This window comes from Cognatiyoonia sp. IB215182, assembly GCF_033963905.1.
Classification (GTDB): Bacteria; Pseudomonadota; Alphaproteobacteria; order Rhodobacterales; family Rhodobacteraceae; genus Yoonia.
On sequence record NZ_JAXBMB010000002.1, the window covers coordinates 246,956 to 265,808 of the forward strand.

Genomic DNA, 18,853 nt, shown 5'->3' on the forward strand with positions numbered 1-18,853 from the left:
TTTGGCGCGTGCCTTGTCGCCGTCCCAAGGGGTATCAGGCACCGTGACCGTCTTGGATGTTTTGGGCGCGGCTGCAGTTTTTGGAGCGGGAGCGGACTTTGCCGCAGTTGTTGTTTTTGCCGCCGGGGTTTTGGTTGCAGGCGCCTTTGCGGTTGCCGTCTTTGCCGTCGCCGTTTTGGCCGCCGCAGGTTTGGCCGCCGCAGCCTTCGGTTTTGACTTCGGCTTCGGCGCCGCCGTCTTGGCAGCGGGAGCTTTGGCAGGAGCGGTTCTTGCTGCCGCAGCTTTCGGCGTCGCCGCCGAGGTCGTCTTGACGGCAGGGGCAGTCGCGGTTTTGGCGGCGACCGCCTTTGGTGCCTTTGTCTTTGGTGCGGTCGTCTTTGGCGCTGCCGCTTTTGCAGCTGTTGTCTTGGCCGCAGGCGCTTTCGTCGCAGCCTTTGCTGGCGTCTTCGCCGCCGGTGTTGCCTTTGGCGCAGGCTTGGTCGCAGGGGCCTTGGCCGTCACGGGTGCCTTCTCAGGGGTCGCATTTGCGGCTGCAGGTGCCTTTGGCGCCGGCTTAGCGACAGGTTCCGCCTTTTTGGCCGTTGGTTTCTGCGCCGGTTTGACGAGCGCCGGTTTCGCTGGTGTCGCCTTCTTGGCAACTGGCTTTGGCTTAGGGGCAGTCTTCGCCGTAGCGCGCGGCTTTGGTGAGGCTTTGGCTATCACTGGCTTGGCGGGTGAGCCATTCCAATAGGGTGTCATGAGCGCGCGCTGAGTCGCATAAGTCTGATCAATCATGACATCGGCCAAGCGCATCTGCTGAGTGATCACAGCGCTGACAGCGTGCATGGCTTCGGCGGAAAGTGTGAGTGTGAATGCGGGTGTCATCAGTGTCCTCGTTCCATAGACATTGCTGTTGCCGCCATCATAACAGGTTTCTTTCCGCAGCGCAGCATCTTTCTGCAACGCAGCAATTGAGATGCAACTGTCACAACGCCCCCATAATCTTGCCATTAAAGCCAAAGACTTTCCCCGCACCGGAAAGCGGGATCAGGGTGACCTCGCGTCGCTGTCCGGGCTCGAACCGCACGGCGGTGCCAGCGGCTATGTCCAACCGCTTGCCATGCGCCGCGTCGCGGTCAAAATCGAGCGCCGCATTCGTTTCCGCAAAATGAAAGTGCGAGCCTACCTGCACGGGCCGGTCACCGGTGTTGGCAACTTCAAGCACTGTCGGCTCGGCGCCCGCATTCAGGGTCAGTGTTCCCTCGGCCACCATCATCTCACCTGGTTTCATCTGGTCGCTCCTCTCATCTTTCAGCGGATCGGGTTGTGCACGGTCACCAGCTTCGTGCCGTCGGGGAATGTCGCCTCAACCTGAACCTCGTGGATCATTTCGGCTATGCCGTCCATCACCTCGTCGCGGGTAATGACTTGTGCCCCTGCCTCCATCATGTCTGCCACCGACCGGCCATCCCGCGCACCTTCCACAACCGCATCCGTGATCAGCGCAATCGCTTCGGGGTAGTTCAGCTTCACGCCCCGCGCCAGCCGCTTACGCGCCACCTCTGCGGCCATCGCGATCAGCAATTTGTCTTTTTCACGCGGGGTCAGTTGCATGGGCTAAAGTCTCCAGACACGGGGGATCGGGGCAGACGACAATGCCTCGACAATAGGGATCAATTGGCGGCGCAAGTCAAAGCCGTCTTGCGCCAGAAGCCGGATCAACAGAAGATCGTCATTGATCAGGCTAGCGCCGCTCAGATCCGGCAATTCAAAACTGTCGGCAAAGGCGGCAGCTTGTGCGCCCGCGAACAAAACCGTGGCCATAGCCCCGGCACCCGCACCAATGGCAGTTCGTTTCATGAGTTGATCGGCATCGCCCGTCAGGCGGATTGCATCGACAAAGATCAGACGATCTTCGCGCCACACCCACCACTGATCGGTCAGATGCAGCTTGCACACCCGCTCACCCATAGCGACCCGGCCGAAGATGATCGGCTCAACAATCAAAGCGGTGGCATTCCCAGCAAGATGGACACTGAGCCGCCGGTCTAGTGCCGCATGGTCGAACAGGATGGTCTCTTGCGGCAGCCAATCGATCCGGGCACCGGCATCAAGGTGCAGGGTTACCTCCGACCTTGCGACTTGGCCGGGCTGCGCGCGATAGGCGCGCTCGGCGGCCTGCGATGAAAGGATGATATGCGCATCCGCTTGCGCATGGGCCGCGATCTGCATGTGGTCCCCGCCCGTCAGCCCTCCCGCCGTATTCAAGAACACCGCCTGCAAGGCGCGACCGCGGACCCTTGGAAAAAGCGCCTTTAGCGACCCTTGCTGACGCAGATTACCAATGACGGTGTCTGCCTCGCGCCTTTTGGCGCTGAGGCGCAAAGCGCCCCGCGCGCGGGGGGCGAGGGGGACGGCTTCTTGGCTTTCTATCTGCGCTGCGTAGGTAATCAGTCTGGTCCGGCGCGGTGGTCTTACCGCAAAGCTGCCAAGAAACCGGGCATGATGACCAGCAAAGCAGCCCAAAAAATGCCTTCGACCGTGCCAAGACGCTTGATTTGCACAAAATGCAGGCAAATCCAACGCAACAAAAAGGGGCGTCCTTTTGGACGCCCCTTTCGCGACGATGCTCGCGCTATTCGGTGATATCCATGCGCACCTGATAGCGTACGCGGCCTTTGACCGCCGTGCTCCAGTTCAGATCGACAGATTGCAGATCCGCCCCCTGCTCCCCCTCTGCCCAGGGCAGATCGTGAATGCGGGCATCGGCGGTATTGGTGATCGCGCCCTCCGGCATCACGCTATCCACAAACTTTGCATTTCCGCCAAAGGGCAGCGCAGAGCCTGTGTCCATCACCCAAGTTGTCGCCTCGGTCGCCTGCTCGTGGGTCAATACAACCGGGTTCGACACCGGCTCATTCACATTGTGGAACGTATTTGCGGTGAACTGAAAATCGCGCGTGCGGTTGAAATCCAGATCCGCAAAGGTGGTATCCACATGCTCTACCCGGTCAATCCGACCGTTAAGCGACCGGAAAACATTGCCGACAACCGCAAACCCGTTGATGAAATGGCCGGGCCCGTAAGGCTTGATCACGATGAAGTTAAACCAGTCCGCCACATCATTGGTCGTGAACATATTGCCCGTGATCGTCAGCCCGCCAAATGAAAACTGGTTGCCCAAGGCCGGTTCGCTGGAATGCTCATTGGTCCATTCGATAAAGTTGTTGTCACAATAATTTCCTGTGAAGATGCTCTTGGGATTAAGCAGCGTGATGATAATACCGCCGAGCCGAAGGCCGTTGACCTCATCATCCCCATGAAACCAGTGATTGCCCGTGATCAGGTTGCCAGAGCCAGCAAGAACACAGAAATGCTTGAACTTGCTGGTGCGGTTGTCGCGGATCTTGACGTCATTGGCGTTGGCATTGAACGCGACGCTGACGCGGTCAACAACCGGCACAGACTGCTCGTCCGAGATCAGGTTGCACCGGTCCAGCATCATGCCCTGACACCCGCGACCCGGTGACGTGATGCCACGATCCTTTGGACGGTTGATAAAGCAGTCGCGCACATGGAACGTAAAGCCATCCGGTGCCATCATGATGCAGCTGGCAATGCCGCGCCCCTGAAACTCGATATCGTCCAGGATGAATTGGCTGAACTTGGTGTAGCCGGAAAAATCCAGCATGTATTTAAAACGCCGGAAGGTGAATTCCTGCGTGCCCGCCGCATCGAACAGCGGGCGGCTCAGGCGAATGGTCTGGGCGGAGACATCAACCGCCTCGACGTATACCTCACGCCCGACGCCATTGCCTTCGACCAATGAACCAAGGGCGATGCTGGCCACATTCACGACATTGGTCAGCCGGTTGTCGTCCGAGGTCGAATAAGTGGCCTGCGATGTCACAACATCAGTATCCCAGGCCGCCCCTTCCTCCGGCTGGAAATGGCCGTTACGGATGACCCGCCGCGTCTCGAACCGATCCCGTGATGGATCGCAGGCCTGCATATCAACAGGCTGCGTCAACAGGATCCGCCGCCCGTTCAGGTCGAGCGATTCATGATCGGCAAAGTTGATCAGCGCCTGATAGGCCTTCTTGAACGCCAGTTCCTCGTTCTTGAAGGCGGCGAAATAGCTGTCGTAGTTGAACTCTCGCTGCAGGATAAAGCGGAATTCCTGCGCCTGAACGATCCGCCCTTCGAACCGCACGACGCTTTCCATAGTGACGTTCTGGCCAATCAGATAGTCACCGGCTGGGACGATGACCGTACGCCCGTTGGCTGCAGCATCAGCCGCCTCAAACGCCGCACTGTCGTCAGTTGTGCCATCGCCCTTCGCGCCATAGTCCCGAACGTCCACAAGGCTGATCAGATCACGCGTGAAGACGGATGTGACATCTGTGATCTCAATATCATCGATCCGCACCAGCCCACCGGTCGGCCCGGTCAGATCCAGCCCCAGATGGCCGTAATTCGCCCCGTTCCAGACCATATCAACCCCGGTGCGGTCAGCGGTAGCGATGATCGCGCTGACCTCGACAACCTCGCCATAGGTCGTCAATTGTACCGATGGTCCAAACTCTGGCAGTCCCGTGGCCTGGGCACCGCCAGCAAGCCCAGCTCAACCTGACACACGCACGGCGGGCAACGCGCCCGCGACCGCCTTGACGCGCGCCTTCACCTGCAAATAGCAGCCGGGCAGGATGGGCGTTTCGCCCATATAGCGGACCCGCGTCACTGGATCCGTCTTCAACACTTCCAACGCGCCGCCAAAATCCTGATCGGCAGCCACAAACACGCCTGACCCGCTGACGGCATAGGTGTCCGACCCCGGCGTGCCATCGCCGCTCGACCAAATGCTCAGGCCTGCCGCAAAGGGCAATGGATTGAATACAATACCGTCAGTGATCGCCTTGTTCATGAAAATACCCTCTTGGCAGCCAGCGGGCGCAACACGCGCCATTCAGCCGAGAGGGGTAGCGGACAGGTCTAAAGAGCCGCTGATACCACCGTCACGGTGGTCAGGCACCAACATCCGGCGGGGGCAGAAGCTGGACACCATTGATCTGCCAGCCTTCGGAGGTCTCAACCATCTGATAATCCAGCACATGCAGCCCGCCAGCCGCATCGCGGATCATGATTTTCTGCCACAGACGCCCAGAGACTTCGCGCAGTTCCAGAAACCGCACATCTGCATTGTCCCAAACCATCGGATAGCCTTGCTGGACCATCATGCCGAAATTGCCGGGATTGCCAAAGAGCCGTTTGATGTTGGGGCTGGCATATTGCCAGGCGGCAGCGACATCTCGGTCATTAAACGCCTGCAACTGGTTGCCAATCACGCCTTCGATTGCATCCGCATCCTGCGCCATGGCCGGTGTAACAAGCAGCCAAAGACCTGTAAAAAAGGCAAAAATCCGTCTCATCGCGCCGTCCCTTTCCTGTCCATACAAGATGGATACGCGCCGGATGCTCGATCAGTTCTCTTATTCCGCCAGCTTACCTTCGATCAGCGCGACGGTCTCATCGATCCCGTAGAGGGCGATGAACCCACCGAAGCGCGGACCCTGGCTCGCACCCAGCAGCACCTCATAGAGCGCGGTAAACCATGCGCGCAAAGGCTCAAACCCATGCTCTTTGCCCACTGCAAAGACCATGGATTGCAACTCTTCGGCATCCAATCCACCATCCCAAATCCTCAGGCGCGCAACAAGGTCTTCCATCGCCGCCCGCTCTTGATCCGTCGGCGCGCGGTAAACCTTCGTTGGCTTCACGAAGTCATTGTAATACTGCACCGCAAATCCGGCGGCTTGATCCATCTGGGGGTTCTTCTCGGCGGATGCCTCTGGCGCATAGCGCTGTATGAACGCCCACAGCGTTTCCTTGTCCTCGGCCCCAGACACTGAAGCAAGGTTCAAAAGCATCGCGAAGGGCACAACCATGTCTGAAGCAGGCACGTTGTGCCCGTGAATATGGAAAACCGGGTTGTTCATCCGCCCCGCCGCGTCCTGATCAGCATAAGCGCGCAACTGCTGGTGATACTCATCCACCGCCTTCGGGATCACATCAAAGTGCATCCGCTTCGCCGTTTTGGGCTTAAGGAACATAAAGTAAGACAGGCTTTCCGTCGCCGCGTAGGACAGCCATTCATCAATCGAAATCCCGTTGCCCGACGACTTCGAAATCTTCTGCCCGTTCTCATCCAGGAACAGCTCATACGAGAAATGGTTCGGCTTCCGCCCACCCAAAATCTCGCAAATCCGATCATAGATCGCGGTGTTGGTGGCGTGTTCTTTGCCATACATCTCAAAATCAACGTCGAGCGCTGCCCAGCGCGCGCCGAAATCCGGCTTCCACTGCAACTTCACATTGCCGCCGGTGACCGGCAGCGTCCATTCACGCCCATCGGGATCATCAAAGGTGATCTCACCCTTCGCGCCATCGACATGCTTCATCGGTACATAAAGTACTCGGCCCGTTTCAGGATGAATGGGCAGGAAGATCGAATAAGTCTCCTGCCGCTCTTCCCGCAACGACTTGAGCATGACGGCCATGACGTCGTCATACCGTTCTGCTGCGCGTAGGAGGACCGGATCGAACTGGCCCGATTTGTAGAACTCGCGCGCCGAATAGAAATCATACTCAAACCCGAACGTGTCGAGGAACCGGCGCAGCATCGCGTTGTTATGATGCCCAAAGCTCTCATGCGTCCCGAACGGGTCAGGCACCGATGTCAGCGGCTTCTGGATATGCTCTGCCAGCATCTCTTGCTGCGGTACATTGCCGGGCACTTTGCGCATGCCGTCAAGATCGTCGGAAAAGCAGATCAGCTTTGTCGGAATGTCCGACACGACCTCGAACGCCCGCCGGATCATCGTCGTCCGCAGCACCTCACCAAACGTCCCGATATGCGGCAGGCCGGACGGGCCATAGCCCGTCTCAAACAGCACATAGCCTTTCTCGGGCGGCGTCATTTCATAGCGTTTCAGCAATGCGCGGGCCTCAACAAAGGGCCAGGCCTTTGACGTCATCGCCGCTTCGCGCAAATTGCTCATGATCTCTCTCACATCCTTGTTGTCACCACCCCGGCGACAACACCGCGCACTCCCTATTGCGAGAGGCGCCAAGCGTCAATAAATGATGGGACAACGCAAAGGATGAACGCCATGCTCGAAGACGCCCCAATGACCGCGCAAGACGCACTTGCCGCCCTGATGATCGCAACCTCCGCGTCTGATGAGAATATCCGCACCGCCGAGCTGGTGAAAATGAGCAACGCGATCAATAACTTACCGGTCTTCGCAGGCTATGATCCGGAGCGGCTTCCGCGTATGTCAAAAATGGTATTTGACCTACTCGAACAGGTCGACGGGCTAGAGGCGCTTTTCGGCCTGATCCGAGATGCCTTGCCAGAGCAGCTTTACGAGACCGCCTATGCGCTGTCATGTGACGTAGCTGCGGCGGATGGGCGCATCGCGGGGCAAGAGGCAAGAATGCTTGAGGAAATCCGCGATGAGCTGGAACTCGACCGCCTACATGCGGCTGCCATCGAACGCGGCGCGCGGGCAAGGCATATGACGCTGTAGCACGACAAAGCTGTCGCGCGCTTTATCCGGCGCGCAAAGCCCAATGGCGTAATATGCGGTTCTGCAACGACCTCGCTGCATTGTTCCATGACCGCGACCCGGGTGGGTTTTCACTGCCCAAGAGCTTACCCTGTTCACGTGCATCAAGGTCCGCCGCGAAATAGGCAAACGCGTATTCGCGGCCTTTCGCACTGCGCAGATACCCCGCAAGGCCCGTGACAAAGTTCAACGTGCCCGTTTTGGCGCGGATCAGGGCCGTTTCGTCAGGGATGCGCTGGCGATTGTCATCGACGAGCGGGATTGTTCTCAGGATCGGGTGCAACGTGGTCGCGACATCCTTGGCCAGAAGAAATCGGACCATATCCCCCGCCGTAACCCGCGACAGATCACCCAAACCCGAATGGTCAACAAACTCCGGGGCGATGCCCCCGACCCGATCGGTCGCCCAGCGGGCCATGCCCAAGGCGGATGTCCGCAGCCCACGATTTTCACCGGCGCGTGCGGCAGTGGCGGCCAGCCCGGCAGCCTCTGCCGTGATATTGGTGGAGAACCGCAACATCCCCCGCATCAACTGCGTCATCGGCACCCCCTGATGCGTGGTCAGCACATGCGCGTTTGGTAGCTCCGCAATGCTCTTCGCACGTTTCAGCACAATCCCGTGGCTGCGTGCGAAGGTCGCAAAGACCTCTGCGCAGTAAAGCGCGGGATGCCGCACCGGCAGCCAACGCGACCCACCGTTATTCAGTGCCCGCCGCGCGACCGTCCATTGATCGACATCCCCCACATCGCGATAGGTAAAGACAGGGCTCGCGCGGTCGACGATATTGATGCGGGCAGAGGTTACGGCTGGCCTGAAGTTTTCACTCCGCGCATCCATGGTGGTTGCGAAATCGCTGCCCTCTTTCTTCCACTCGAAATGCACGCGATTGAAGTTCAGGTTCAACCCCGTCACTGTCGGGTTATAGCCGACATAATCGTCCTGGCCTGCGTCGATCTCGGCCAGATTAGTGAGCGCCTCATCCCAGACGAGGAAATCGCCGCGCACCTCGTGCAGCCCGGTTTCTTTCAAACCGGTCGCCAGCTCGGCCAGTTGATCCGTAACCAGATTGGGATCTCCGCCACCCGCAAGGATCAAATCACCTTCCAGAATACCGTCGATCACGGGGCCGGTACCCAGCAACCGGGTTTCAAAACGATGCGTCGGCCCAAGTGTTTCCAGCGCATAAAGCGCGGTGAACGCTTTGGTCACGCTCGCGGGCGGCTGGGCAAGGTTGGGCAGCACAGCGCCTACGATCTCGCCCGTCGCAGTATCGGCAATCGCAAATCCGACCTTCCCCGCCAGGCCCGAGCGCATGATCATCTGCCGCACCGCATTCTCGCCCGCCGCGCGTGCCACTGGTCGCATCGACGTCAGCGGCGCCTCAGCCATCGCACCGGTTGCAAGGCTGCAAGTCACACCGGCCAGAAAGCCCCGTCTGGAGATCCACTTCACCATTCGCCCCGCGCCCTGATCGCTGTCGAGGATTGATAGGACATCGGCAGGTTTACAAAAGACCAGGCAGGCGCTTGCCTGCGCCCCAGTATATGACTGGCCCGTCCAGGCAGCCGGGCGTCAGCATACATGCGAGCGGCCTTCGAAAGCCGGGCAGCAATCCTGTCGCCCGGGCGCGCCATCACCCCCACCGGCACCGTTTCAATGATCCAGCGCCAATTTTGCCAGCGGTGAAACTGCGCCAGATTGTCGGCGCCCATCAACCACACAAACCGCACGCCAGGATAGCGCGCACGTAAGGCCGCCAGAGTTTCAGCCGTAAAGCGTGTATGCAAATGCGCCTCGACATCCGTGACCCGCACTCGTGGATGGCGCATCATCGCGCGCGCCGCCTGCATTCGGTCCCTCAGCGGGGCAGGGCCAACTGACTTCAAGGGATTGCCCGGCGAGACGAGCCACCAGATATGATCCAGCCCAAACCGCTTCAACGCGGAAAGCGTAATATGCACATGGCCTGCATGCGGCGGATCAAACGACCCGCCAAGCAGCCCGATCACCTGGCCAGGTTTTGCGACAGGGCCAGCCCTCATGGGTGATACGGCCTCATCAGACGTGTTCGGGCCAAGAATGTCATGGGCGTCGGTCTTTTCCCTTTGGATCGGCGGGGCTTTGATTTGCAACGTTAATAGCGCTTTTGGGCAAGACGATGTCAATCTGCCAAGACGTGATTTGGTGCCGCGTGACGGTGACGCATCAGTGATCAATATCACTCTTAGTGGCTTGACCGCTGCACTATGGGGCGCAGATGCTTTTGTCATGACAAGCAGCAATCTATTTCAAACAATCATCTGTTCAGTACTGGCGCTGCTTGTGTTGCCCTTTGGCTTTTATGCTATTGATTTCGGGCAGGGCGGGCTGCGCGATGCCCTTCCCGAACCGCATTATCTGATGTCCGACAACCCTACTGCAAATCTAGGCATATTCATCCACATGATTGCGGGCGCCCTCGTTACGTGTCTGGTGCCATTTCAATTGATTGCGCCTTTACGCAACCGCTTCCCGGCTCTGCATCGATGGGCGGGGCGCATCATCGGCAGTGCGGCGATCATCACGGCTATTGGGGGCCTGATCTATATCCCCCTGCGCGGAACTATTGGTGGATGGCCGATGGATGCGGGATTTACGCTTTATGGAGCACTCACGCTCATCACAGCATTCCAAACCATCCGTTTTGCGCGCGCGCGCCAATTTGCGCGACATCGAAACTGGGCGCTCCGCTTCTTTTGGCTCGCCATCGGCTCTTGGCTCTACCGGGTCCATTACGGGCTTTGGTATCTGGCAACGGACGGACTTTGGTCCAACCCCGGCTTTACCGGCGCGTTCGACCTGGCCCAGAATGTGGCGTTCTACTTGCCCCACCTGATCGGGGTCGAGGTCTACTTGGCTCGAAAGCGATACCGCGTCGTGGTGAGTTGATCTGAAACAGCACTCGTCTTGCTGTCGATGAAACCCCTGTCGCGCATGTGGGCGCGGATGATCGTATCGCCCACTTCGGCTGCTTTGCCCTTGCGATAGACCATCCAGATGTGCCGATCCGGGTGGGCCAAGGCGAGATCGGACGCAGCTTCCAAATCGGACAGCGTCATGACTATCGCCAAAAGTATGGACGCCTCGTCTGGCGCTGGCACAGTCGCACCCGCCAGCGCCTCGGCCAAAGGCGCATCGTCAAACGAACCTTGCACGAAAGCGGGTTTCTCTGCACTAACCCCCAGTTTCTCGGCCAGCGTGGGCGGCTTTTTCAGCAAGGCCTTTTGCCAAAGGCCCGCATCCTTCTGCGAAAACTCCATGAAAAGCACAGGCCCAGGGGTCACGACCTGCAAGCCGTCATCACGCAAGACAACATCACGTATATCGTCACGTGGGATATCAACGCGCATCTCACCCCGCAGGCTCAGCATCTTGCTATCAAGATGCAGTTTCGCCTCGGCGACTTCCCCTTGCCAGTGACATACGGCGATGGCTTCGCGGCCCATTCCGGTTCTCCTGATGATGTCTTTTCATCGTAACACACCCATGCCACTGTGCCGCAATGACTGATCTGACGACACGCAACGGCGCTCCGATTTCTCGCCTGACTTTTGGCACGATGCAGTTTGGCGGCACAGCGGATGAGGCAGAAAGCCAAGCGATGTATGACGCCGCCCGCGCAGCCGGGATCAACCACTTCGATACGGCGGTAGGCTATACCGGTGGCGCGGCTGAGACGATCCTGGGCAAGCTGATCAAGGATCATCGCAACGATATCTATCTGGCCACTAAAGTGGGGTATGTCGGCGGCGCATCGCGTGAAAACATTACCAAGCATTTCGATACCTGCCGCAAACAATTGGATCAAGATGCGGTGGACCTGCTTTACATGCACCGCTTTGACGATGACACACCGCTTGAGGAAACCTTCAGCACGCTGGCTGAACTCCAATCCACCGGTGCCATCCGCCATATCGGGGTGTCGAACTATGCCGCCTGGCAAGTGATGAAAGCGCAGGCCGTCGCCCAATCGCTTGGCACGCAAATCGATGCGATCCAGCCGATGTACAGTCTGGTCAAACGCCAGGCCGAAGTTGAGATTTTCCCGATGGCGCAAGACCAGGACATCACTATCATCCCTTATTCACCCTTGGGGGGCGGATTGCTGACAGGGAAATACGGCAAGGGCAAAACCGGGCGCCTGAACGAGGATCCGAGATACAAAGCCCGTTATGCGCAAGATTGGATGCACGAGACAGCCGAAGCCTTGGCTCGCCTTGCGGCTGACCATGAAACAGCACCCGCAACACTTGCAGTGAAATGGGTACAAAGCCATCCTGCCAAGCCGCTACCAATTATCTCTGCCCGGTCAGTTGCGCAATTGCAGCCATCGCTCGCCGCACAGGACTTTGAGATGCCCGCCGCACTCTATTCCCAGATAACCGACCTCAGCGTCGCTCCAGCCCCAGCGACCGATCGCCTGGAAGAAGGATGATCGACTTTCTGATTATTGGCGGCGGGATTGCAGGCATCTCGGCTACGGCGCGCCTGTCCGAACTTGGAAGCGTGACACTTCTTGAGGCAGAAGATGCGCTCGCTTATCACGCCTCTGGCCGATCAGCGGCGCTTTTCGAAGAAAACTATGGCAAGCCCTCAACCGTGGCGCTGAACCAGGCCAGCCGGGACTATCATGAAAGCGCCGACGTGCTGCATCCCCGCGGCCTTCTGCTGGTGGGTTCACCCACCAATGCAACGCTCTTTGCGGAAGATCAGGCGACAATGAAGCTTGACCCGATTACTATGGCTGAAGCCCAGGGGCTGATCCCAACACTCGATACGGAAAAAATCGACCGCGCCGCCTATGACGCGGATGCCTGGGATATCGATACCGATAAGCTCATCCAAAGCTTCGCCCGGCACGCCCGTGCCAACGGGGCGACAATTGCGACTAAACGACCTGTTCAAGAGATCATACGCACCAAATCCGGCTGGACCGTCACCACTGCGCAGGGGAGCTACACGACCCAAAACATCATAAACGCCGCCGGCGCCTGGGTCGATCAGATTGCCGAAATGGCAGGCATTGCGCCCCTTGGCTTTACGCCGTTGCGCCGGTCAATGGCGCGGATCCCCGCGCCAGACGGCATGACGGTCGACAAATGGCCGATGCTGTTTGGCCCCGGCGAAGACTGGTATGCGAAGCCCGACGCGGGCGCGCTGATCGTCTCCCCCGCCGACGAAGACCCGGTTGCGCCGCACGACGCCTATGCTGATGACCTGACGCTGGCCGAAGGGCTTGATCGCTACGCGGCCCATGTAACAACGCCAGTCACCCGCCTCCTAAGTTCATGGGCCGGATTACGGACATTTGCCCCGGATCGGACACTTGTGCTTGGCCCGGACCCAAAAGAGCCCAGTTTCATCTGGTGCGCAGGCCAAGGCGGCTACGGCATGCAATCAAGCCCCGGCGCCAGCCAGCTTCTTGCCGACCTCATCGCGGGAAGGCCTTCCACATTGGACGCCAGCACAATCGCTGCCCTGTCTCCGGCGCGTTTCGGATGACGCGCGTCAACGAACTTGGCCAAGCCATCGGCGCGCCGGTCCCCGATTGGACCGCGTGCGCACCCATCCCGCACACCCCAATGCGGGGACGAACCTGCGATGTGGTCCCGCTCGCCCGCTCTCACGCCGCGGACTTACATGCGGCCTTCAGCGCCGAAACCACCGGCGCGCTTTGGACCTATATGCCAACAGGTCCATTTACATCAGAAGCCGATTACACCGCATGGGTAACCAATGCCTGCACAAGCACCGACCCGCTGTTCTTTACCATCATCGATACGGCCACCGACAAACCCGTCGGCGTTGCCAGTTATCTGCGCATCCAGCCTGAACACGGCGTAGCTGAGGTTGGCTACATCACGTTCTCTCCAGCACTGCAGCGCACGCCCATGGCGACCGAGGCGATGTATCTGATGATGAAACGCGTTTTTGATGAATTGGGCTACAGGCGCTACGAATGGAAATGCGATGCTCTGAATGCGCCATCGCGGCGCGCGGCAGAGCGTTTGGGTTTCACCTATGACGGATTGTTTCGGCAAGCACTCATCTATAAGGGCCGCAACCGGGACACGGCGTGGTTCTCGATCCTCGATCAGGACTGGCAACGTATCAAAGCTGCATTGGAAAGCTGGCTTGCCCCAACCAATTTTCATGAGACAGGGCGCCAAAAGCAGACGCTGCAATCATTCATGGCAAAGTGAGCTCTGGCCGCATCATCAAGGTTGGCAAAATGCGCGAGAAACAACGCGACAAGCAGCGCCGCAGGTTCGACCGGCAATTTGACAGGCTGGGGCGCTTAATGCCTGGTGTCGCAAAGCTACGCTCGCGTGGATGGATAGCGGGCCGCATTGTTGTCGCCCTTTTGCTGATTATCGGTGGCACTTTGGGCATGCTGCCGGTGTTGGGTTTCTGGATGATCCCGCTTGGCCTCTTGCTTCTCGCCATTGATATCCCGGCACTTCAGGCGCCATTGTCAGCGGCGATCATCCGCAGTCGACGCCGCCTGACTCTGCTGCGCCGCAAGTGGCGCAGCTAGGTGGTTAACCGTCGACCCTGATCCTTGCATTTTGCGGATCGTACGGGCTGTCTTCGACAATCTGTGCATCCCACAGCTGATCGAGCATTTTCACCTTCAGTTTTGTGCCCACAATCGCAAGATCGGGCGTGACATAACCCATCCCAATAGACTTACCGAAGGCGACGGAGTATCCCCCTGACGTCAGCCGCCCGACGCGCGTCTCACCGTGGTACAGCGCTTCACGACCCCAGGGATCAGCATCGTCCGGTCCATCAATCAACAGCGTGACACATTGCGATCGGATACCCTTGGCCTCCATCTCGGCCTTACCGTGGAAGTCCTTGGAGAGGTCGACGAAACGCGGCAAATCCGCCTCCAGCGGGGTCGCGTCGCGACCCAGTTCAGTCCCGAACGCGCGATAGGATTTCTCTTGTCGCAGCCAGTTCTGCGCCCGTGCGCCGACGAGTTTCATCCCATGTTTTTCGCCTGCCTTCTCCAGCAGATCGAACAGGTAGTTCTGCATCTCAATTGGGTGATGCAACTCCCACCCCAACTCGCCCGTATAGGCCACGCGGATCGCGCGGACCGGACACATGCCCAATTCGATGTTCCGCATCGACAGCCATGGAAAGCGCTTGTTCGACAATGCCGTCGCGGGGTCCGCATCCTTGACCACCTCGGCCAGCACATCGCGTGATTTCGGCCCGGCAATCGCAAACACACCCCATTTGGTCGTCACATCCTCTTCGTTGATGCGACCAAAATCAGGCTCTTTCTCCATGATCGCCTTGTAAAGGTAATCCTCGTCATAGGCGTGCCACGCCCCGGCGGAAACAAGATAGTAGTCATCCTCGGCCACCCGAACGATGGTGTATTCGGTCCGCGTCGTGCCCGCTGCCGTCAGCGCATAGGTCAGATTGATCCGGCCCACTTTGGGCAGCTTGTTGGTCGTGAACCAATCCAGGAACGCCGTCGCCCCCGGCCCGCTGATCCGGTGCTTGGCAAAGGCGGTGGCGTCGATCAGACCCACGCCCTCGCGGATCGCCTTCGCCTCATCCACCGCATATTGCCACCAGCCGCCGCGTCGGAACGACCGGCTTTCTTCATCATTAAACCCCTCTGGTGCATAGTAATTCGGACGCTCCCACCCGTTCACCTGCCCAAATTGTGCGCCACGCGCATTTTGCCGGTCATAAGCGGGCGAGGTGCGCAGCGGACGGCAGGCTGGCCGCTCCTCATCCGGGTGGTGCAGGATATAGAGGTGGTCGTAGCATTCCTCATTCTTGCGCGCCGCATATTCCGTCGTCATCCAATCGCCGTAGCGCTTGGGATCAAGCGAGGCCATGTCGATCTCCGCCTCTCCCTCGACCATCATCTGAGCGAGGTAATAGCCCGTGCCGCCAGCAGCGGTGATGCCAAAAGAGAACCCTTCGGCCAGCCACATATTCGTCAGCCCCGGCGCTGGCCCGACCAGCGGGTTGCCGTCCGGGGTGTAGCAAATCGGCCCGTTAAAATCGTCCTTTAGCCCACTTTCCTTGCAGGACGGGATACGGTGGATCATCGCCATATACTGCTCCTCGATCCGCTCCAGATCGAGCGGGAAGAGGTCCGCGCGGAAACTGTCCGGCACACCGTATTCAAAGCAGGCGGGCGCGCCCTTTTCATAGACACCTAAGATCCAGCCACCGCGTTCTTCGCGCACATAAGACTGCGCGTCGGCATCGCGCACCACCGGGTGTTCGACATTGCCCTCAGCCCGGAAGGCCTCAAGCGCCGGGTCCTTGTCCATAACGATGAACTGGTGCTCAACCGGGATCGCTGGGATCTTGATGCCCAGCTTCTTCGCCGTCGTCTGCGCGTGGTTGCCGCTGGCCGTCACCACATGCTCCGCCGTGATCACGATCTGCTCATCCGAAGGCACCAGATTGCCGCCCTTCTCGACCATCTTCGTGCAGGTCACCTCCCAGGCCTCACCATTCCAGCGAAACGCATCTGCCTGCCATTTGCGTTCGATCATCACGCCGCGCTGGCGGGCCCCCTTGGCCATCGCCTGGGTCACATCAGCGGGGTTAATGTAGCCATCCGTGTGGTGATACAGCGCGCCTTTCAGATCCTCGGTCCGGATCAATGGCCATTTCGCCTTGATCTCATCCGGCGTCATCCAGACGTAAGGGACATCGCAGGTCTCGGCGGTGGAGGCGTAGAGCATATACTCATCCATCCGCTCCTGGGTCTGGGCCATGCGCAGGTTGCCGACGACGGCGAAACCGGCGTTCAGTCCGGTCTCTTCCTCCAACGTCTTATAGAAATCGACGGAATACTTATGGATATGAGTCGTCGCGTAGGACATATTGAACAGGGGCAAGAGACCCGCCGCGTGCCAGGTCGACCCGCTAGTCAGCTCATCCCGCTCCAAAAGCATCACATCGTCCCAGCCCGCTTTGGCCAGATGATAGGCAATCGACGTGCCCACAGCGCCGCCACCGACGACCAATGCTTTGACTTGGGTTTTCATGCACGACTCCCTTCACTTGCCTGCGCATAATCTGCGCGAAAGCGGGGCAACGCGACAGAACCAGCCGACCTCTCAGCGTCCGATTGCGACAGCGGGAGCACCCGGTCAGGGTTTCCCCACTGGACCTTACGTCAACACCCATGCTTTTCTGAGCATATTCAGGAGAGTGATTATGATGAAGTTTCCCATTGAAGACGCGGCCAAACTGGCCGAAGCAAGCTATTCCGCGCAGCGGATCACATCCCCCAAAGTCGTCCATTCCTGCGGGCATCAGGATGTGCAGGCCCATTTGCTGGAAGGGGATATCCTGCTTTTGCCCGGATCGAATTCGGTCCGCGATTATTTGCGCTACAACTTGCGCCCCTTGCGGCTTGGCCAACAGCAATTCCGGATGAGCGATGACAAGACCGAGAAAGGGCATTCTGGCACGACCTGGCATCAGGGTTTTTTGGCCTATTCTTCGGTTGTTTTCGAGTGGCTCAAGACACTGAATATCCGTCCGAAATATGTGATCGGACATTCGCTCGGCGCTGCTGCCACGCAAATCCTGTCAAAAAGCTATGGCGCGCCGGGTATCGGCTTTGCTGCACCACGCCCGAAATTCGCGAAAGGACCCGTCAAACACCACGAAAAATGCCTGCTGATCAACCGCGTGGACGATGTGGTTCCAAAACTGCCTGGTGCGTTCAATCATATGGGCCGTGTTAGAGAGCTTGCGCCAACACAACAACGACCCTTCCCGGCCCATTCAATGAAGCATTACCGCGAAATCGTTGAGGTTGGCCAAGACAAGGCACTTCTTCCAAAGCACTGGGCGGGCGGCGTCTAGGCCAACCCAACGTTGCTACATACCTCGGCCTTCAGACCGCCAACAACGCGGCTTACGAAGGTTTTAGTTGCTGCCTACAGTACAGCGCCGCACGCCATTCTCCAGCACGCAGGTTGCTGCGTTCCGCAAACCTCCGGTGGGCACGACACCCGATTGCACGACCTGTGCAGGCGTGGCGCCGGGTGCTGGGCCTTCTGGCAAGCGTTTTGCCAGCGCAAGCACTTCGGCTGCGACGTCATACTGTCCGGCGAGATACTCGTTCAGATCTGCCTGCGTACTGCCAACCTCGGCGATTGTAGAGAGCACGTGAAATTCGTGACCACTCCATGCTCGCCCGCTATTACTCAGAATACGCGCATAATAGCGGGCTGTACTTGTTTGCGATCCGTCTTCAAGCACTTCAAGCAGCGCATAAGGCAATGTATCGATGCGCGGATACCGGGTTTGCAATTCCTCAAAAGACGTGATCTGGCCGTCTCGGATTTGCGCCAACGCCTCGCCCCAAGGTGCGTCAAAACTCTGCCCAGACGCGAGTAATTCCAGTGCGCGATATGCAGGGGTTGGTCGGGGTGGTACATCCGACAATGGCAGTGCATCACGTGTCAACACGCCCGCAGATGCCATGACGCGCGTATCGGGTGTCGGCAACCGCTCATTCAAAAAAGCAATATCAACTCGATCAAGGATCGCGACCAAAGCTGCGTCGCTGCTGTTGGTCAAAACGGCCACTTCCATGACTTCATCGATCGTTTTGTCGCCGATTGTCATGGTGAAGTAACGGTAGTTAACCGGCCGCGGTGCGGGCATCCCTTCAACAATTGACTCGCGCGGATGCGCGATCAGCGGCAATCCCGCCACAGTCGCAAACACGGTGTCGGGATCAAGCGTCTCTTCGGGCGTTCCATAGCCCAAACGGTCTGCCAAAGACACGCGCTTTGGTTCATGCGGTCCCCGCTCCAAGCGCAACGCCAGCATTTCATTGTCACGCTGGAAGGTCTTTACAGCGCCTTCTTTCAAGCCGCCGGTGGGGATGTCAAAGCTGTTGAGAATGGTCGCAGTTGTACCAATGGCGGCTGCCGGATCAACATCACTGCCCGTGATTACAGCGCCATCGGCAAGCTGGTAAGGACGAACAGTCCAGCCGTCAGGCGGGTCAATCTGCATCTCTGCGAGGCTGTTGGACGCAACATAGTGATCAAGCCCAGCCTTGAACACGTAAACAAAACCGACGGCAAAGACCACAATCAGCAAACCGTACAAGGGCAGCAAGATACGCATTAGGTCACGGATCCCTATATGGAAGATGTGCACCGCACACCATACTGTCATTAGGAGTTATACG

The 18,853-nt window shown here is 58.6% G+C and carries 18 protein-coding genes and 1 pseudogene; 8 read left to right on the top strand and 11 right to left on the bottom strand.

From position 1 onward, the window contains the following. Positions 1 to 43: 43 nt before the first annotated feature. Positions 44 to 730, top strand: a complete 687-nt coding sequence (locus tag SLH47_RS04920; RefSeq protein ID WP_320238265.1) for a hypothetical protein — start codon at positions 44 to 46, stop codon at positions 728 to 730. Positions 731 to 964: 234 nt separating this feature from the next. Here SLH47_RS04920 and SLH47_RS04925 read toward each other — a convergent pair whose 3' ends face one another. The 6 genes and pseudogenes from SLH47_RS04925 to SLH47_RS04950 all read right to left on the bottom strand — a co-directional run bounded on the left by SLH47_RS04925 (position 965) and on the right by SLH47_RS04950 (position 7,037). Next, positions 965 to 1,270 (bottom strand): urease subunit beta, encoded by a 306-nt coding sequence (locus SLH47_RS04925; RefSeq protein ID WP_320238266.1) that lies wholly within the window; start codon positions 1,268 to 1,270, stop codon positions 965 to 967. 20 nt (positions 1,271 to 1,290) lie between these two features. Next, positions 1,291 to 1,593, bottom strand: coding sequence for an urease subunit gamma (locus tag SLH47_RS04930; protein WP_320238267.1), 303 nt, complete (start codon positions 1,591 to 1,593; stop codon positions 1,291 to 1,293). 3 nt (positions 1,594 to 1,596) lie between these two features. Then, positions 1,597 to 2,253 carry an urease accessory protein UreD gene (locus SLH47_RS04935; protein ID WP_320238556.1) on the bottom strand — a complete coding sequence of 219 codons (657 nt, stop codon included), beginning with the start codon at positions 2,251 to 2,253 and terminating at the stop codon, positions 1,597 to 1,599. A 361-nt stretch (positions 2,254 to 2,614) separates the two neighbouring features. Continuing rightward, positions 2,615 to 4,903 (bottom strand): annotated as a pseudogene (locus SLH47_RS04940) (glycosyl hydrolase family 28-related protein). Positions 4,904 to 5,003: 100 nt separating this feature from the next. Continuing rightward, entirely contained in the window at positions 5,004 to 5,408 is a 405-nt protein-coding gene (locus tag SLH47_RS04945) for a DUF4864 domain-containing protein (RefSeq protein WP_320238268.1), read from the bottom strand. Between the two features lie 60 nt (positions 5,409 to 5,468). Further along, the gene (locus SLH47_RS04950; RefSeq protein ID WP_320238269.1) at positions 5,469 to 7,037 is read right to left on the bottom strand and encodes a lysine--tRNA ligase; all 1,569 of its coding nucleotides are present in this window, start codon (positions 7,035 to 7,037) and stop codon (positions 5,469 to 5,471) included. Positions 7,038 to 7,148: 111 nt separating this feature from the next. On the opposite strand from SLH47_RS04950, the gene SLH47_RS04955 reads away from it, so the two are divergent. After that, positions 7,149 to 7,568 carry a tellurite resistance TerB family protein gene (locus SLH47_RS04955; protein WP_320238270.1) on the top strand — a complete coding sequence of 140 codons (420 nt, stop codon included), beginning with the start codon at positions 7,149 to 7,151 and terminating at the stop codon, positions 7,566 to 7,568. 22 nt (positions 7,569 to 7,590) lie between these two features. Here SLH47_RS04955 and dacB read toward each other — a convergent pair whose 3' ends face one another. Then, a complete protein-coding gene (gene dacB / locus SLH47_RS04960) occupies positions 7,591 to 9,063 on the bottom strand; it encodes a D-alanyl-D-alanine carboxypeptidase/D-alanyl-D-alanine-endopeptidase (RefSeq protein ID WP_320238271.1) in 1,473 nt (490 codons plus the stop codon). Beyond that, entirely contained in the window at positions 9,057 to 9,650 is a 594-nt protein-coding gene (locus tag SLH47_RS04965; RefSeq protein WP_320238557.1) for a nicotinate-nucleotide adenylyltransferase, read from the bottom strand. Before SLH47_RS04965 ends, dacB begins: the two co-directional genes overlap by 7 nt. 226 nt (positions 9,651 to 9,876) lie before the next feature. On the opposite strand from SLH47_RS04965, the gene SLH47_RS04970 reads away from it, so the two are divergent. Next, entirely contained in the window at positions 9,877 to 10,536 is a 660-nt protein-coding gene (locus tag SLH47_RS04970) for a DUF2306 domain-containing protein (protein ID WP_320238272.1), read from the top strand. On the opposite strand, the gene SLH47_RS04975 is transcribed toward SLH47_RS04970, so the two are convergent. Next, the gene (locus tag SLH47_RS04975; protein ID WP_320238273.1) at positions 10,497 to 11,093 is read right to left on the bottom strand and encodes a hypothetical protein; all 597 of its coding nucleotides are present in this window, start codon (positions 11,091 to 11,093) and stop codon (positions 10,497 to 10,499) included. The two genes, SLH47_RS04970 and SLH47_RS04975, sit on opposite strands and share 40 nt — an antisense overlap. A gap of 56 nt (positions 11,094 to 11,149) precedes the next feature. Here SLH47_RS04975 and SLH47_RS04980 point away from each other — a divergent pair, with 56 nt between their 5' ends. The 4 genes from SLH47_RS04980 to SLH47_RS04995 are packed head-to-tail and all read left to right on the top strand — an operon-like array spanning position 11,150 to position 14,185. Beyond that, positions 11,150 to 12,082 (top strand): aldo/keto reductase, encoded by a 933-nt coding sequence (locus SLH47_RS04980; protein WP_320238274.1) that lies wholly within the window; start codon positions 11,150 to 11,152, stop codon positions 12,080 to 12,082. Further along, complete coding sequence (locus SLH47_RS04985; RefSeq protein ID WP_320238275.1) at positions 12,079 to 13,149, top strand: FAD-binding oxidoreductase; 1,071 nt, start codon at positions 12,079 to 12,081, stop codon at positions 13,147 to 13,149. The genes SLH47_RS04980 and SLH47_RS04985 overlap by 4 nt, the downstream gene beginning before the upstream one ends. Next, complete coding sequence (locus SLH47_RS04990; protein WP_320238276.1) at positions 13,146 to 13,850, top strand: GNAT family protein; 705 nt, start codon at positions 13,146 to 13,148, stop codon at positions 13,848 to 13,850. Before SLH47_RS04985 ends, SLH47_RS04990 begins: the two co-directional genes overlap by 4 nt. Positions 13,851 to 13,879: 29 nt before the next feature. Beyond that, positions 13,880 to 14,185 carry a hypothetical protein gene (locus SLH47_RS04995; protein WP_320238277.1) on the top strand — a complete coding sequence of 102 codons (306 nt, stop codon included), beginning with the start codon at positions 13,880 to 13,882 and terminating at the stop codon, positions 14,183 to 14,185. 4 nt (positions 14,186 to 14,189) lie between these two features. Here the strand turns inward: SLH47_RS04995 and SLH47_RS05000 are convergent, their stop codons facing one another. Continuing rightward, positions 14,190 to 16,682 carry an FAD-dependent oxidoreductase gene (locus SLH47_RS05000; RefSeq protein ID WP_320238278.1) on the bottom strand — a complete coding sequence of 831 codons (2,493 nt, stop codon included), beginning with the start codon at positions 16,680 to 16,682 and terminating at the stop codon, positions 14,190 to 14,192. Between the two features lie 172 nt (positions 16,683 to 16,854). On the opposite strand from SLH47_RS05000, the gene SLH47_RS05005 reads away from it, so the two are divergent. Continuing rightward, complete coding sequence (locus SLH47_RS05005) at positions 16,855 to 17,511, top strand: hypothetical protein (protein ID WP_320238279.1); 657 nt, start codon at positions 16,855 to 16,857, stop codon at positions 17,509 to 17,511. Between the two features lie 63 nt (positions 17,512 to 17,574). Here SLH47_RS05005 and SLH47_RS05010 read toward each other — a convergent pair whose 3' ends face one another. After that, positions 17,575 to 18,789: a hypothetical protein gene (locus tag SLH47_RS05010; protein ID WP_320238280.1), complete on the bottom strand. Its 1,215-nt coding sequence runs from the start codon at positions 18,787 to 18,789 to the stop codon at positions 17,575 to 17,577. Positions 18,790 to 18,853: the final 64 nt, after the last annotated feature.

Coding starts and splice junctions, on each gene's coding strand:
- SLH47_RS05010 (WP_320238280.1), bottom strand. CDS start 18,789: ATGCGTATCTTGCTGCCCTTGTACGGTTTGCTGATTGTGGTCTTTGCC.
- dacB (WP_320238271.1), bottom strand. CDS start 9,063: ATGGTGAAGTGGATCTCCAGACGGGGCTTTCTGGCCGGTGTGACTTGC.
- SLH47_RS04965 (WP_320238557.1), bottom strand. CDS start 9,650: ATGAGGGCTGGCCCTGTCGCAAAACCTGGCCAGGTGATCGGGCTGCTT.
- SLH47_RS04930 (WP_320238267.1), bottom strand. CDS start 1,593: ATGCAACTGACCCCGCGTGAAAAAGACAAATTGCTGATCGCGATGGCC.
- SLH47_RS05005 (WP_320238279.1), top strand. CDS start 16,855: ATGATGAAGTTTCCCATTGAAGACGCGGCCAAACTGGCCGAAGCAAGC.
- SLH47_RS04970 (WP_320238272.1), top strand. CDS start 9,877: ATGACAAGCAGCAATCTATTTCAAACAATCATCTGTTCAGTACTGGCG.
- SLH47_RS04975 (WP_320238273.1), bottom strand. CDS start 11,093: ATGGGCCGCGAAGCCATCGCCGTATGTCACTGGCAAGGGGAAGTCGCC.
- SLH47_RS04980 (WP_320238274.1), top strand. CDS start 11,150: ATGACTGATCTGACGACACGCAACGGCGCTCCGATTTCTCGCCTGACT.
- SLH47_RS04950 (WP_320238269.1), bottom strand. CDS start 7,037: ATGAGCAATTTGCGCGAAGCGGCGATGACGTCAAAGGCCTGGCCCTTT.
- SLH47_RS05000 (WP_320238278.1), bottom strand. CDS start 16,682: ATGAAAACCCAAGTCAAAGCATTGGTCGTCGGTGGCGGCGCTGTGGGC.
- SLH47_RS04955 (WP_320238270.1), top strand. CDS start 7,149: ATGCTCGAAGACGCCCCAATGACCGCGCAAGACGCACTTGCCGCCCTG.
- SLH47_RS04990 (WP_320238276.1), top strand. CDS start 13,146: ATGACGCGCGTCAACGAACTTGGCCAAGCCATCGGCGCGCCGGTCCCC.
- SLH47_RS04925 (WP_320238266.1), bottom strand. CDS start 1,270: ATGAAACCAGGTGAGATGATGGTGGCCGAGGGAACACTGACCCTGAAT.
- SLH47_RS04985 (WP_320238275.1), top strand. CDS start 12,079: ATGATCGACTTTCTGATTATTGGCGGCGGGATTGCAGGCATCTCGGCT.
- SLH47_RS04945 (WP_320238268.1), bottom strand. CDS start 5,408: ATGAGACGGATTTTTGCCTTTTTTACAGGTCTTTGGCTGCTTGTTACA.
- SLH47_RS04995 (WP_320238277.1), top strand. CDS start 13,880: ATGCGCGAGAAACAACGCGACAAGCAGCGCCGCAGGTTCGACCGGCAA.